At 69.9% G+C, this 14,342-nt stretch carries 12 protein-coding genes and 1 tRNA gene; 6 read left to right on the top strand and 7 right to left on the bottom strand.

Annotated elements, in window-relative coordinates; genetic code table 11:
* Positions 1–225 precede the first annotated feature (225 nt).
* From ACWEOZ_RS05875 to ACWEOZ_RS05865, 3 genes are read left to right on the top strand one after another with little or no spacing between them, the layout of a single operon-like run.
* Positions 226–1,932: a class E sortase gene (locus ACWEOZ_RS05875; protein WP_451909609.1), complete on the top strand. Its 1,707-nt coding sequence runs from the start codon at positions 226–228 to the stop codon at positions 1,930–1,932.
* A gap of 9 nt (positions 1,933–1,941) precedes the next feature.
* Positions 1,942–2,223 (top strand): hypothetical protein, encoded by a 282-nt coding sequence (locus ACWEOZ_RS05870; protein WP_451909608.1) that lies wholly within the window; start codon positions 1,942–1,944, stop codon positions 2,221–2,223.
* 8 nt (positions 2,224–2,231) lie between these two features.
* Entirely contained in the window at positions 2,232–2,882 is a 651-nt protein-coding gene (locus ACWEOZ_RS05865) for an aminodeoxychorismate/anthranilate synthase component II (RefSeq protein WP_451909607.1), read from the top strand.
* A gap of 60 nt (positions 2,883–2,942) precedes the next feature.
* Here ACWEOZ_RS05865 and pknB read toward each other — a convergent pair whose 3' ends face one another.
* The 7 genes from pknB to ACWEOZ_RS05830 all read right to left on the bottom strand — a co-directional run bounded on the left by pknB (position 2,943) and on the right by ACWEOZ_RS05830 (position 11,863).
* A complete protein-coding gene (gene pknB / locus ACWEOZ_RS05860; RefSeq protein WP_451909606.1) occupies positions 2,943–4,745 on the bottom strand; it encodes a Stk1 family PASTA domain-containing Ser/Thr kinase in 1,803 nt (600 codons plus the stop codon).
* Positions 4,742–6,127, bottom strand: a complete 1,386-nt coding sequence (locus ACWEOZ_RS05855; protein WP_451909605.1) for a protein kinase domain-containing protein — start codon at positions 6,125–6,127, stop codon at positions 4,742–4,744. Before ACWEOZ_RS05855 ends, pknB begins: the two co-directional genes overlap by 4 nt.
* Before the next feature lies 1 nt (position 6,128).
* On the bottom strand, positions 6,129–7,631 hold the full coding sequence (locus tag ACWEOZ_RS05850; protein ID WP_451909604.1) for a peptidoglycan D,D-transpeptidase FtsI family protein: 1,503 nt from the start codon (positions 7,629–7,631) through the stop codon (positions 6,129–6,131).
* Positions 7,628–9,082: an FtsW/RodA/SpoVE family cell cycle protein gene (locus tag ACWEOZ_RS05845; protein ID WP_451909603.1), complete on the bottom strand. Its 1,455-nt coding sequence runs from the start codon at positions 9,080–9,082 to the stop codon at positions 7,628–7,630. Before ACWEOZ_RS05845 ends, ACWEOZ_RS05850 begins: the two co-directional genes overlap by 4 nt.
* An 80-nt stretch (positions 9,083–9,162) precedes the next feature.
* The gene (locus ACWEOZ_RS05840) at positions 9,163–10,593 is read right to left on the bottom strand and encodes a PP2C family protein-serine/threonine phosphatase (protein WP_451909602.1); all 1,431 of its coding nucleotides are present in this window, start codon (positions 10,591–10,593) and stop codon (positions 9,163–9,165) included.
* A complete protein-coding gene (locus tag ACWEOZ_RS05835; RefSeq protein WP_203769348.1) occupies positions 10,590–11,072 on the bottom strand; it encodes an FHA domain-containing protein FhaB/FipA in 483 nt (160 codons plus the stop codon). Before ACWEOZ_RS05835 ends, ACWEOZ_RS05840 begins: the two co-directional genes overlap by 4 nt.
* A 5-nt stretch (positions 11,073–11,077) precedes the next feature.
* Positions 11,078–11,863, bottom strand: coding sequence for an FhaA domain-containing protein (locus ACWEOZ_RS05830; RefSeq protein WP_203769381.1), 786 nt, complete (start codon positions 11,861–11,863; stop codon positions 11,078–11,080).
* A gap of 168 nt (positions 11,864–12,031) precedes the next feature.
* On the opposite strand from ACWEOZ_RS05830, the gene ACWEOZ_RS05825 reads away from it, so the two are divergent.
* The 3 genes from ACWEOZ_RS05825 (at position 12,032) to ACWEOZ_RS05815 (ending at position 14,263) form a co-directional block, all read left to right on the top strand.
* Positions 12,032–12,114 (top strand) — tRNA-Leu (locus ACWEOZ_RS05825).
* A 272-nt stretch (positions 12,115–12,386) separates the two neighbouring features.
* Complete coding sequence (locus ACWEOZ_RS05820; RefSeq protein ID WP_451909601.1) at positions 12,387–13,460, top strand: NAD-dependent epimerase/dehydratase family protein; 1,074 nt, start codon at positions 12,387–12,389, stop codon at positions 13,458–13,460.
* On the top strand, positions 13,460–14,263 hold the full coding sequence (locus ACWEOZ_RS05815; RefSeq protein ID WP_451909722.1) for a WecB/TagA/CpsF family glycosyltransferase: 804 nt from the start codon (positions 13,460–13,462) through the stop codon (positions 14,261–14,263). Before ACWEOZ_RS05820 ends, ACWEOZ_RS05815 begins: the two co-directional genes overlap by 1 nt.
* The last annotated feature ends 79 nt before the right edge of the window (positions 14,264–14,342 follow it).

Genomic DNA, 14,342 nt, shown 5'->3' with positions numbered 1-14,342 from the left:
ACCGAAAGCTCGCCGGTGATTGCCAGTGCCGCGGCCGTTGTTCCTGCGCCCCCGGTGGCGCCGGCGCCTGCTCCGGCTGGGTTTGATTTTTTTGCGGCTGCGGCCGAGGAGGCCCGGGTCGCCCGGGAAGCGGCGCAGGCTGCGGGCGGTGGCTTCGCGGGGCCGGAGATCGCGGCTACGCCGAGCGCTGCGAATGGCTTTGCCCCGGCCGCGGCGAGTGAGTTCGTGCGGCCGGTCAGCGGGAACGGTTTCGGGCGGGTCGCGGATGAAGCTCCCTCGGCCGAGGACTTCCGTCCGGTCAGCGGCTCAGCGTCCGCCGCTGCCGTGCGGCCCGCCGGCGACACCCCGTACGGCGACCAGCCGCGCAGCCCCGGCCGGCGGTCGGCCCACGGCCAGGAGAACGACGTCTACCCAGCGCCGACCAGCAGCTACCGCGGCCCACTAGCCGAGGACGGCCGCGCCATCGCGCCCGAAGGCCAGCCGGCGAACGGGTACGCGTCCTCACGCCGGGCAGCCGCCGACGAGGCCATGCCCCGCCGTGCAAGCACCGAGGAAGCCGCCCCGCGCCGCACAGTCGCCGATGAGGCCATGCCGCGCCGGACGTACCCCGACAGCTTCAGCCGGGCCAACGGCCTGGACCCGAGGACGGCCGACGCCTACCCCCAGGACGCGGGCCACGCCGAGGCGGCGAACGGCTTCGGCCGCCGCGCCGGCCAGTCCCCTCCCGGCCCGGACCAGCAGCTCCCGCACCCCGCCGGCCGGGATCGGCTCGGCACGCCCTCGGTGGCGGACGCCTTCCGTTCCCGCAGCGAGCGCAGAGCCGTCCCCGACAGCAGGCGCAGCGCCCGCGAGCAGGACGGTCATGAGCTGCTCGCGGCCGGCAGTGGCGGGCTGCCGTCGCGCCAGGCACCAGAGCGTCAGGCTCAGGACCCGTCGGCCACCGCCATCATTCGGACAGCTGATGCGCCGACCGGTCTGCTTCCCTCGGTCCGGCCCAAGGTCAGTTCCCAGTCGGCCACGGATGTGAGCAGCTCTGTGCGTACCCCTCTGCCCGGCGGGTCCGGCACCGTCGGTGCCGCTTCCGTCGCCGCTGCGGCGGCCGCCGCCGCTGCCGATCCTGATCTCGATGACGGCGCGGCGGATGACGCCAAGCCGCGGCGGGGTGAGAAGGTCGTCAAGTTGCGGCCCGAGCAGACCGACGAGGGTTACAAGAGCGTGTATTCCGAGCTGACCCGTCCGACGCTGGGTTCGCGTATCCGGTCCGCGGTGCGGGTCTCCGGCGAGCTGATGATCACCTTCGGGTTGATCGTGCTGCTGTTCGCCGGGTACGAGGTGTTCGGCAACTCGGCCAAGGTCGACAACGAGCAGGACACTCTCGCCACCGAGCTCGACGATCAGTGGAACGACCCGACCGTCGCGCCGAGCACGCCGGTCAAGGCCGCGCCCGCCGCGCCCGGGAAGGACCTGGTCGGGCGGCTCTACATTCCCAAGCTGGGCAAGCAGTGGGTCGTCGTCAACGGGGTGCGACCGCAGGACATCCGCTACGCCCCCGGGCACTATCCGGACACCGCGGCGCCCGGCAAGATCGGCAACTTCTCGGTGGCCGGCCACCGGATCCGCAAGATCTTCTGGCGGCTGGACGAGCTCAAGCCGGGCGATGTGATCGGCGTCGAGACCCGCACCAACTGGTACGTCTACAAGGTCAGCGAGAGCGAGGTCGTCAAGCCCAGCGCCGTCGAGGTCGTCGCCCCGGTGCCCAACAAGCCCAAGGCCAAGCCGACCAAGGCGATGCTCACGCTGACCACCTGCAACCCCAAGTTCAACAACTACGAGCGGCTCATCGTGCACGCCGAGCTGGTCGACACGGTCAAGCGGGACGCGTCGCTGCCCAGCGCCGGCCGGCCCGCCGACATCGGCAAGACGAAGGCGTAGGAGGTAGCGATGTATGCCTGGATCTGGCACAAGCTGCCCTTCGGCCTGTGGGGCAAGCTGACCGGTTCCCTCGCGCTGGTCACGATGGTCGGCGCGCTGCTCTGGTACGTCGTCTTCCCGTGGGCCACGCCGTTGCTGCCGTTCGACGACGTGCAGGTGGGCACGGGCACCGAGCAGGGCGGCTCGGCCGAGCAGGACCCGAATGCGGTGCCGGGTGACGACTCGCAGCTGGGGCCGGACGAGATCCCGTACAACGAGCACACCAACGATCCCCACCCGTCGGCCAGCTAGGTGGTCCCGTGCGCATCCTCGTGATCGACAACTACGACTCGTTCGTCTTCAACCTGGTGCAGTACCTGGGTCAGCTGGGTGCCGAGTGCGAGGTCCGGCGCAACGACGAGATCACCGTGGCCGACGTCGCCGATTTCGGCGCCGCCGGGGTGCTGCTCTCGCCCGGACCGGGCACGCCGGAGCGCGCCGGCATCATGATGGACGTCATCGGTGAGTACGCGGGCAAACTGCCCATGTTCGGCGTCTGCCTCGGCCACCAGGCGATCGGCGCCGCGTTCGGTGGCACCGTCACCCGCGCCCCGGAGCTGCTGCACGGCAAGACCTCCACAGTGCAGCACAAGGGCACCGGCGTCCTGGCCGGTCTGCCCGATCCGTTCACCGCGACCCGCTACCACTCGCTGGCCGTCCTCCCGGAGACCCTGCCGGAGGAGATCGAGGTGACCGGCTGGACCGAGTCCGGCGTGGTCATGGCGATGCGGCACCGCACCCTGCCGATCGAGGGCGTGCAGTTCCACCCCGAGTCGGTGCTGACCGAGGGCGGCCACACCATGCTGGCCAACTGGCTGGCTTCCTGCGGCCTGCCGGAGGCTCTGGACCGGGCCCCCGAGCTCGCCGCCGAGGTGGAGAGCCGTCGGCGCTCGGCCTTCGCCACCGCCTGAGCCGTCCCACACAGCCAGAAAAGCCCGGACGCGGGTTCGCGTCCGGGCTTTCCGTGTGGCTCAGTTGAACAGGTTGCCGACCGTGCCGGTGCCCGTGCCGCCGCCGTCGCCGCCCGGCGGGTTCGGAACGTCCGGGTCCGGGGAACCCGAGTCGTCCGGGTTCGGTTCCTGCTCGGCGATGACGGTCAGGGTGATCTGGGTGTCCTTGGGCTTCTTCTGCTTGGCGTTCGGGGTCTGGTCGACGACCTGACCCGGCGTGCCCTGCTGGTCCGAGGGCTCGACCTCGATGTTGGTGAAGCCCTTCTGCTGCAGCAGCGCCTTGGCCACTTCCTCGGTCTTGCCGACCACCGACGGCACCTCGACCAGGTTGCCCCGGGAGATCTTGACGGTGATGGTCGTGCCGGGCTTGACCGTCTCGCCCTCTTTCTCGACCGAGACGACCCGGCCGCCTTCCGCGTCGCTGTCGACCTCCTGGAAGTCGGCCTTGAGGTTGGCCTCACGCAGCGCCTCCGCGGCCACTTCCTTGCTGCTGCCGCGCAGGTTGCTCGGCACCCGGGTGTCCTCCGGGCTGACGCACATGGTGAGGGTGATCTGCGTGTCGACCGGGACTGTCTGGGCCGGGCTCGGGGACTGCTTCTCAACCTTCTTCTTGCAGTCGTCCGTCGTTTCGGGGTCGCCGGTCGTGATGTTCTGGAAGCCCGCCGTGGTGAGCTTCGCCCTGGCCTCGCTCTCCGACAGGCCCTCAACCTTCGGCACCGCCGCGCTCGCGATCGGGTCCGGCTCGTTGTCCTTGTTCTGCGACAGGACCAGGCCGATGCCCAGCGCCACGACCGCGAGCACACCGAGGGCGGCGAGGACCGCCATCACCCAGGACGACGTCTTGCGTTCCGGCGGCTGCGGGCCGCGCGGGCCCACGCCGGCCGGGATCGCCCGGGTCATCGCCGTCTGCTGGCGCATCGGCGGCCCGGACATCGCCATCGTCTCGGCCTCGGACATCACCGGGGTGGCCATGACCGGGCGGCCGGCGACCGCGCGCAGGGCGTCGGCGCGCATCTCCTGCGCGCTCTGGTAGCGGTTCAGCGGGTTCTTGGCCAGCGCCTTGAGCACGATCGCGTCGACGTCCGGCGGGACCTCGCGGTTGATGTCGCTGGGCGCCTTCGGGTCCTCGCGGACGTGCTGGTACGCCACGCTGACCGGGCTGTCTCCGACGAACGGCGGGTGCCCGACCAGGAGCTCGAACAGCACACAGCCGGCGGCGTACACATCGGAGCGGGCGTCGACGGATTCGCCGCGCGCCTGCTCCGGGGAGAGGTACTGCGCCGTACCGATGACCGCGCTGGTCTGGGTCATCGTGGTCGCGCCGCTGGCCAGGGCCCGGGCGATACCGAAGTCCATGACCTTGACCTGGCCGTTCTGGGTGATCATCACGTTGCCGGGCTTGATGTCCCGGTGGATGATCCCGTGCCGGTGGCTGAACTCCAGCGCGGCGCAGATGTCGGCGATGATCTCCAGGGCCTTGCGGGGCTGGATCCGCTGCTCGGCGGCCAGGACCTCCTTGAGGGTCCGGCCGTTGACGAACTCCATGACGATGAACGGCAGCTTCTCGCCGGTCGACGAGACCTCTTCGCCGGTGTCGTAGACGGCGACGATCGCCGGGTGGTTCAGGGCGGCGGAGTTCTGCGCCTCGCGGCGGAACCGCTCCTGGAAAGTCGCGTCGCGCGCCAGGTCGGTGCGCAGCATCTTGATCGCGACGTCCCGGCCCAGCCGGAGGTCACGACCCTTGTGCACCTCGGCCATGCCGCCGTAGCCGAGCAGCTCGCCGACCTGGTACCTGCCGCCGAGCAGGCGGGCCTGCGCCGTCATAGCGTCTGTCGTCCTTCGGTCGCATGGTTCAGGCTGAGGGGAGCCGCAGCCTGCTTCGTAAGACGGTACGACGCCACCGGCGCCCGTGGGTCAGCCGAGCCCGCCTGCACGACCGTGGCACGCGGACCGCCCCCACCCATCGCGCCGTTCTGGCCCTGCTTGAGCAGGAACGAGATCACACCGGCGCAGAGCAGGACAAGCAGAGCCAGAACAACGGCGAGGACGATCAACACCTGTCGGCCGCCGGAACCCTCCGGCTGCTTCCCGCCCGGCACCGGCTGCTGCATCGGCGGTGCCGAGGGATGCCTGTACGGCGGCTGGCCTGACGGCACGGAGGCCGCACCACGCGCCTGAGCACCGGAGACCGGCCGGGGGACGGGCGGGTACGGCGGGCGGGCCTGCCCGGAGACCGGATGTCCGGGCGGGCCGGAAGCGGGAGCGCCGGAGTGCGGACGGTTGGCCACCACCGGGCCACCGGACTGCGGCCTGTTCATCGTCGGGCCACCCGACTGGGGACGGCCGGCAGGCGCGGAGCCGTTCACCGCGGGCTGCTGCACCTGGGTGGTGAGCGACGAGGCGGCCTGGCGGGCCACCGCGGCCATCGCTGAGGCAGTGGGCCAGCGCGCGCCCGGATCCTTGGCCAGCGCGCGGTCCACGATGGCGCGCACGGCCGGCGGGATGTCGGCCGGCAGCGGTCGCGGGGTGTCCCGGACGTGCTTCATGGCGATCTCGATCGGGGTGGCCCCGTCGAACGGCCGGTGCCCGGACAGGCACTGGTAGGCGACCACGCCGAGGGCGTACACGTCGGAGGCGGCCGTGGCGACCGCGCCCGAGGCCTGCTCGGGGGAGATGTAGGACGCCGTGCCGAGCACCGAGCCGGCCACGGTGAGCTGCCCGACCAGGGCGGACCGGGCGATGCCGAAGTCGGTCAGCACCAGCGTGCCGTTCGGGCGGACCAGAAGATTGCCGGGCTTGACATCGCGGTGCACGATGCCGTTCGCGTGCGCGGCCTGCAGGGCGTCGGCGGCCTGGGCGACCAGCGCCATGGTCCGCGCCGGCGTCAGCCGGCCGACCCGGCTCAGGGTGCGCGACAGGGCGTCGCCCTCCACGTACTCCATGACCAGGAAAGCCAGCTGCTGGTCGCTGCCGTAGTCGTAGACGTCGACCACGCCGGGGTGGTTGATCGTGGCCATGGTCCGGGCCTCGCCGCGGAACCGCTCGGCGAAGCCGGGCTCGTCCAGCAGCGCCGGGAGCAGGATCTTGACGGCGACGGTCCGGCCCAGCACCTCGTCGGTGCCGCGCCACACGTCACCCATGCCACCGCCGGCGATCCGCTCGTCCAAGCGGTACCGGCCGCCGAGGGTGACCCCAGGGCTGATCATGTCAGTCCCCTCCCCGGCCCGCCGCGGCCTTCATGATGAGCCCGGCGATCCGGGCCGCCTCGGCGCTCGGGTGATCGCCAGGCACGTTCTCCAGCATGACGCAGACCGCTGAGACTGCCTCACCCTTGTCGTTGAAGGCGAATCCGATGAACCAGCCGTGGTTGTCGGCGCCGGTCGCGTTCTGCGCGGTACCGGTCTTGCCGCCGACCTCGAAGCCGCTGATCTTGGCACGCCGACCGGTGCCGTTCTCGACGACACTGACCATCATCTCGCGCAGGTCCTTGGCGACATCCCCGTTGACCGGGGTGCGCAGCGTCTCCGGGGCGGCGTTGTAGATCGGCCGCCGATCGGGGCTGAGCAGCTGCTGGACCAGGTAAGGGCGCATCTGCCGGCCGTCGTTGGCGACCGCGGCAGCGATCATCGCGCCCTGCAGGGTCGTCATCCGGACATCCTTCTGCCCGATCGACGACTGGGCCAGCCCGGCCTGGTCGATGCTGCCGTCCGGGTTCTTGATCTCACCGGTACGGCTGGCCGCGACCGGCAGCCCGGAGCCCTTGAGGTTGCCGACCGTCAGGTCGTCCTGCTCGAAGCCCCAGTCCCGGGCGGCCTTCTTGACCTTGTCGCCGCCGAGCTTGACGCCCAGCTGCGCATAGCCGGTGTTGCAGCTGTCGGTCAGCGCCTCCTTGAGGGTGACCTGCGCACCAGGGCAGGTCTGGTCCTCGGAGTTGCGGATCGGCGCGCCCGAGCCGGGTGCGGTGTAGCTCTGACCGGCCGGGATCTCGGTGCTCTGGTCGTAACCGTTCTGCAACGCGGCGGCCGAGATGATCACCTTGAAGGTGGAGCCGGGCGGATAGGTCTCGGACAGCGCGCGGTTCAGCAGCGGCTTGTCCTTGTCCCCGTTCAGCTTCTTGTACGCCGCGGCCGCCGCCTCGACATCGTGGCTGGCCAGCGGGTTCGGGTCGAAGCTGGGGAACGAGGCGAGCGCCTGGATGGCGCCGGTGCGCGGGTCGATCGCGACCGCCGACCCCTTCTTGGCGCCACCCTGGTTGTTGGTGAGCTGCTTCCAGGCCGTTTCCTGGGCCTTGGTCTTGATCGACAGCACCACGTTGCCGCCGCCGCTCTTGTCCCCGGTGAACATGGCGCTGACCCGGTCGGCGAAGAGCTTGTCGCTGGCGCCGGAGAGGAACTCGTCCTCGGTGCGCTCGATGCCGACCTCGGCGATGTTCACCGGCTTGTAGCCGACGATCGGCGCGTAGACCTGCTTCTCCGGATACTGCCGGAGGTACTTCAGCTCGTCGTCGGTGAGTTTGTTCTGCGCGAGCGCCTGGCCGTCCGCCTCGATGACGCCGCGCGGCACCTCGTACTCCGCGACCTGGACCCGGCCGTTGTAGTCGCTGGTGCGGTACGCGTCGGCCTTGTAGCCCTGAACCCAGTTCAGGTTGGCGAAGAGCAGGCCGAACAGAACGAGGATGACCACGCCGGCCTTGCGCAGGGGTGCGTTCACGGCTTGATCACCTCCGTCATGGCGCCGTGCAGCTGGGCGGGCGGTTGCTTCGGTCCACCGGACGCGGGCGTCGGGCCACCGCTCGCGGGTCTGCGGCCGGCGTCGGAGATCCGCAGCAACATCGCGATGAGCAGCCAGTTCGCCATGAGCGACGAACCACCGGCGGACAGGAAGGGCGTCGTCTGACCGGTCAGCGGGATCAGCCCGGTGATGCCACCAAGGATGACGAAGACCTGCAAACCCAAGGTGAACGCCAGGCCACCGGCGACCAGCTTGCCGAACGAGTCGCGTACGCCCAGGGCCGCCCGCAGGCCGCGCTCGACGATCAGCAGGTAGCAGATCAGCAGCGCGGAGAGGCCGAACAGGCCGATCTCCTCGCCCATGCCGGCGAAGATGAAGTCGGTGCGGACCTCGGGCACCTTGCTCGGTGAGCCGGCCCCCGGGCCGGTGCCGAACAGGCCGCCGGTGCCCAGGCCGAGCAGGCTCTGCACGAGCTGGTAGCTGCCGCCGAGGCGGCTGTAGTTCTCGGTGGCGAACGGGTCGAGCCAGACCGTGGCGCGGTCGTAGAAGTTGGCGAACGGGCCACCGACCGACGCGCCGAGCAGGTACGCCACGTAGACGCCGCCGAAGAACATCACCAGACCGATGATCAGCCAGCTGACCCGTTCGGTGGCGACGTAGAGCGTCACCACGAACAGGCCGAAGTAGAGCAGGGCCGTGCCGAGGTCCTTCTCGAAGACGAGCACGAGCAGGGAGAGCATCCACACCGTGATGACCGGACCGAGGTCGCGGCCGCGGGGGAAGTCGATGCCGAGGACCCGCCGGCTGGCCAGCGAGAGCACCTCGCGCTTGCGGACCAGGTAGTACGCGAAGAAGGAGACCAGGGCCAGCTTGGCGAACTCACCGGGCTGGATGGAGAACGACCCGATCCGGATCCACAGCCGGGCGCCGTTGATCTCCGAGATGCTGGCCGGCAGCACCGCCGGGATCATCACCAGCACGATGCCGACCAGGCCGAGCGTGTACGCGTACCGGGAGACCGTCTTGTGGTCGCGGATCACGATCAGCAGCACCGCGGCCAGCACCAGGGCGGCCAGCGTCCAGGCGAGCTGACGCCCTCCGACGCCGGCGAAGATGCCCGGCTCGGGCTGCTTCTGCGCGATGGACCGGGCCAGGTCGAGGCGGCGCAGAAAGCCGACACCGAGGCCGTTGATCAGCGCCACGGTGGGGATCAGCACCGGGTCGGCGTACAGCGCGGTGAAGCGGACCACCAGGTGCAGGGCGACGAACAGGACACTCAGCAACGCGGCCGGCACCCAGAACGTCGGGGTGATCTTCTCGAACTGGTTGGCCTCGACGATCGCGCCGTACGCGGCCACGATGCTCATCGCCAGCGCGAGCAGACCCAGCTCCGCGTTGCGCCCGGTCTTCGTGCCCGGGACACGGGGCATCTCACCCGTGGTCGCGGGTGTGGGAGCCGGAAGGGCGGGCGCGGTCAAGAAAGAGTCCCCAGACTTCGGTGAGCGGACGCTCAGTCGACGGGCCGGCACCCGACCGGGTCGACGACCGGCGGGGCAGACTCCGAAGGCAGGGCGTCCGGCGTGATGGTGGGCGCGAGAGCCGGCGCCGACGTGGAGGTGGGCCGGCCGGGAGACGACGTCTTCCCGGCCGCGGACGGCGTGCCGGACGGGGTCACCGGCTCCGACACCGTCGGCGTGGCGCTGCCGGCCACGCAGATCGGCTTCAGGTTGGGGTTGGACGGCTCGTCGCTGGTCAGCTCCTCGAGCCGCCGCCGGGCATCAGGCCGGCTGTCGGCGTGGATGCCCTGCTTGACCCGGTCCTGGGCGACCGAGGTGAGGTCGTCCAGGCGAGCCGGACTGGTCTCGTTGACACTGGAGAGGTCGAGGCCGGCGATCTGGCCGGGCACACCGCGGAAGATCGCCAGCTGGCCCTGCTCGGTGGCGCCGACGTAATACTGCTTCTGGGTGTACTGCCAGCCCAGATAGAGGCCGCCGCCGAGGATGCCGAGCAGCACGAGCAGCAACAGGCTCGTGCGGACCGGGTGCCTCTTCGGCTGCGGCTCCGGCTCGTCCCGGTCGTACGGCGGGCCGGAAGGCTGCGCGGGCCGCGGTGGCGCCTGCAGAGCCGCCGCGCGGGCAGCAGCACTGGAAGCGTCCGCGACGGTCGAGTTGCCGCGGTCACGGGCGGCCGCACCGCCGACGATCGGGGCCTGCTCGACGATGTCCGCGTCGGTCGCGTCGGCGACCACCACGGTGATGTTGTCCGGGCCGCCGCCGCGCAACGCGAGCTGCACCAGCCGCTCGACGCACGCCTGCGGATCCTGGATGTCCCGCATGCTCTCGCCGATGGTCTCGGCACTGACCACGCCGGAGAGCCCGTCGCTGCAGATGAGATAGCGGTCGCCCTTGAGGACCTGGCGGACCGAATACTCCGGATCGATGTCCCGGCCGTCGAGCGCCCGGGTGAGCAGCGAACGCTGCGGGTGGCTGCTCGCCTCCTCCGGGCTGATCCGGCCCTCGTCCACCAGCATCTGGACGTAGGTGTCGTCCTTGGTGATCTGGGCGAACTCGCCCTGGCGCAGCATGTAGGCGCGCGAGTCGCCGATGTGCACCATGCCGATCTTGCTGCCGGAGAAGAGCACCGCGGTCAGGGTGGTGCCCATCCCCTCCAGATGCGGATTGGCGTCGACGGTGTCGCGCAGGGTCTGGTTGGCCGTGCCCACGGCATGCCGGAGGGCGTCGACCAGCGCATCGCCGGGGACGTCCTCGTCGAGCGGAGCCATGGCCGCGATGACGATGTTGCTGGCGACGTCACCGGCGGCCATGCCGCCCATGCCGTCGGCGACGGCAAGGAGCCGCGGTCCGGCGTAGACGGAGTCTTGATTTCCGTCTCGGATCAGACCGCGGTCGCTCTGGGCGGCGTAGCGCAGGGTCAGGGTCATGGCCGTAACTCGAGTGAAGTGCGGCCGATCCGGATCGGCACGCCAAGGGGGACGGGAGTAGGTCCGGAGACCTTACCGCGATCGAGATAGGTGCCGTTCGTCGAGCCGAGGTCCTCGACGAACCACTGACCGTCCCGCGGCACGAGCCGGGCGTGCCGGGCCGACGCGAAGTCGTCCGTGATGACCAGCGTCGAGTCCTCCGCACGTCCGATAGTGATCTGAGCCTCACCCAGAGTGATCCTGGTGCCGGCCAATTGACCGGCGGTCACCACGAGCTGCCGGGCAGCCTTGCCCCGCTTCGCCTTCGCCGGCCGGCCCTGCGGCACCACGCCACCCACCCCTCGGGGCGAGGCGACGAGACTCTTGGACCGGACCCCGGCGAAGAGATCCTTACGGATGACTCCCACCACCGTGAACACGAAGATCCACAGCAGTATCAGGAAGCCGAAGCGGGCGACGGTGAGGACAAATTCTGGCAAGGTGCCTAGCCGTCCACTCGGAACGTGAGGGTGGTCGTCCCCAACTGGATCATGTCGCCCGGGTTGAGCGCCACGGCCGACACGCGCTGGCCGTTGACCATCGTGCCGTTCGTCGAGCCCAGGTCGGTCAGCACGACCTGGCTGCCGTCATAGTCCAGCCGGGCGTGGCGCCGGGAGATCCCGACATCCGGCAGACGCAGATTGGCCTGGTCCCCACGGCCGATGACCGTCGAGCCCATCTGCAACGGATAGGTGCGGCCGTCACCGGAGACCAGGCCGACGTTGCGGCCGTTGTGCCCCCCGTGCGGCGGATACCCGCCCTGCTGCTGGTCGTACGGCGAATACGCCGGCGCAGCGTCGTAGGCGGGCTGTTGCACAGGCGCGACCTCGCCGCCGGTGTACACCTCCGCTGTGACACGGAACATGCCGGTATCGAGCCCGTCACCGCGCTCGATCTCGACGATGACGTCGCCGTAGACCGTCCAGGCCTGCTCACCGATGAACTCCGCCTGCGACTGGGCCAGTTCCTGGGCCAGTGCAGCGGCATACGGTGCCAGCCTGCTGTGGTCGTACGGCGAGAGATCGATCACGTAGCGGTTGGGCACCAAGGTGCGACCACCAGCGAGGATAGCCTTGTGCGCCTCGGCCTCCCGCTGCATGGCATTAAGAATCTCCACCGGGTGCACGACACCCTTGAACACCTTCGCGAAGGCACCCTCGACCAGGCCTTCCAACCGCTTCTCAAAGCGCTGCAGCACGCTCACCGGCTCCTCCTCGGGTTCCGAGGACATGATGGTATCCGGCCGCCGCTTCCGCATCTCTGCGAAGAGCAACCGGTCGCTCCTGACCCTCGTATTGCGGCCCCCGGCGCCGTGCTAGTCTTCCCTGGCGCCGAGGGCAGTATCTGCTCGCGGTGTAACGAGGGACAGCGTAGTCTGTTCCGGCTAACTGAATGCCACGGGGATGTGGCGGAATGGCAGACGCGCACGGTTCAGGTCCGTGTGTCCTAACGGACGTGGGGGTTCAACTCCCCCCATCCCCACCCGATCACCTGGTCGCCCTCTGTCCGCGGAACGCGCGGACCGGGGGCGATCGGCATTTCTGCTCCGGGGGCCGAGCCCCCGGAGGCCCCGCGGTGCGGTGGGCGCGGGGGTGAGTCACTCACTCTTGAACCGTCCCCCTCCCTCCCTCGTTCTGTCTCCTTCCTGTCTCCTGTGTTCGTGCCTTGCTCTGTTGGGTGACAGCGGAGCGTGATGGGGGTGGCGTTATGCTCTCGACTGGTTTTGCCCCCGAGACCTCTGGGAGAGTTTGCTCGTGGCCGTCGCCCTGGTAACCGGATCAGGTGGTCTCATCGGCTCTGAGGCGGTTCGGCACTTTGCCGGGCTGGGCCTCGATGTCGTCGGGATCGACAACGACATGCGGCAGGAGTTCTTCGGCGCGGAGGCGTCGACGGCCTGGAACGTGCAGCAGCTCACCGCCGACCTCGGCGCGGCGTACTCGCACCACGGGGTCGACATCCGGGACCGCGACGCGCTGTCGCGAATCTTCCAGCGGTACGGCAAGGACATCGCGGTCGTCATCCACACCGCGGCGCAGCCGTCGCACGACTGGGCCGTGCGGGACCCGTTCACCGACTTCGACGTGAACGCCGGCGGCACCCTCAACCTGCTGCAGAACACCCGCGAGCACTGCATCGACGCCGCCTTCATCCACTGCTCCACCAACAAGGTTTACGGCGACACCCCGAACCGGCTCCCGCTGATCGAGCAGGAGACCCGCTGGGAGATCGACCCGGCGCACCCGTACGCCGACGGCATCACCGAGGACATGTCGATCGACCAGTGCCTGCACTCGGTCTTCGGCGCGTCGAAGGTCGCCGCCGACGTGATGGCCCAGGAGTACGGCCGCTACTTCGGCATGAAGACGGCGATCTTCCGCGGCGGCACCCTCACCGGGCCGGCCCACTCGGCGACCGAGCTGCACGGCTTCCTCGGCTACGTGATGCGGGCCAACATGGAACGCCGGCTCTACCGGATCTTCGGCTACAAGGGCAAGCAGGTCCGCGACGCCATCCACAGCCACGACGTGCTCAGCGCCTTCGAGGCGTTCTTCCGCGCCCCGCGCTCGGCGGCGGTCTACAACCTCGGCGGCGGCCGGCACTCGAACTGCTCCAACCTCGAGGCCTTCGCCATGGCCGAGAAGATCAGCGGCACCGAGATGGTCACCGAGTACGTCGACGACAACCGGATCGGCGACCACCAGTGGTGGATCGGCTCGATGGCGGCCTTCCAGGCCGACTACCCGCAGTGGAAGCAGGTCTACGACGTCCCGATGATCCTTCAGGAGATCTACGAGGCCAACGTCGACAAGTGGGTCCCCCAGCCGTGATCGCGCAGGGGAAGAAGAACATCCTCGGCGTGCTGGTCGACGCGGTGGACTACGACGCCGCCGTCGCCCAGATCCTCGACGCCGCCCGCGAACGCCGCCACTACGCCGTCACCGCGCTGGCCGTGCACGGGGTGATGACCGGCGTGCAGGACAAGGCGCACAACGCCCGGCTCAACTCGTTCGACCTGGTCACGCCGGACGGGCAGCCGGTCCGCGGCGCGCTCAACCTGCTGCACCACGCTGGCCTGACCGACCGGGTCTACGGCCCCGAGCTCACCCTGCGCGTGCTGCGCCAGGCCGCGGCCGAGGGCCTGCCGGTCTACCTGTACGGCTCCACGGAACCGACCCTGAGCAAACTCGTACCGGCGCTGGAGCGGATGTTCCCGGCGCTGAAGATCGCCGGGGTCGAGGCGTCGAAGTTCCGCGCCGCCCAGCCCGGCGAGGACGTGGAGATCGCGGACCGGATCAAGGCGTCGGGCGCGCGGATCGTGCTGGTCGGGCTCGGCTGCCCCCGCCAGGAGATCTTCACGTACGCGATGCGCCCGCTGCTCGACATGCCGCTGCTCGCGGTCGGGGCTGCTTTCGACTACCACGCCGGGCTGTTGAAGAACCCGCCCGCCTGGATGCAGAAGTACGCCCTCGAATGGCTGTGGCGCCTCGGGCTGGAGCCCAAGCGGCTGTGGAAGCGCTACATCCTGCTGAACCCGGCCTACCTGTCCCGGCTGGCCGTGCAGAAGCTGGGCCTGTGGAAGGCGACGCCGCCCGCACCGGCCACCGAGAAGGTCCAGACCTTCGCGGTCTGAGCTGTCCGAGGGGCTCCGAAGCGGTCAGGCCGGGCGGTGCCGGGGTCTCACGGCGTCACCGCCGGAAACCCCGGCCGAC

It is taken from the genome of Actinoplanes sp. NPDC004185, from assembly GCF_053603475.1.
Note: the sequence above shows the minus strand (reverse complement) of the source record. Positions and strands in the feature narration are given on the sequence as shown.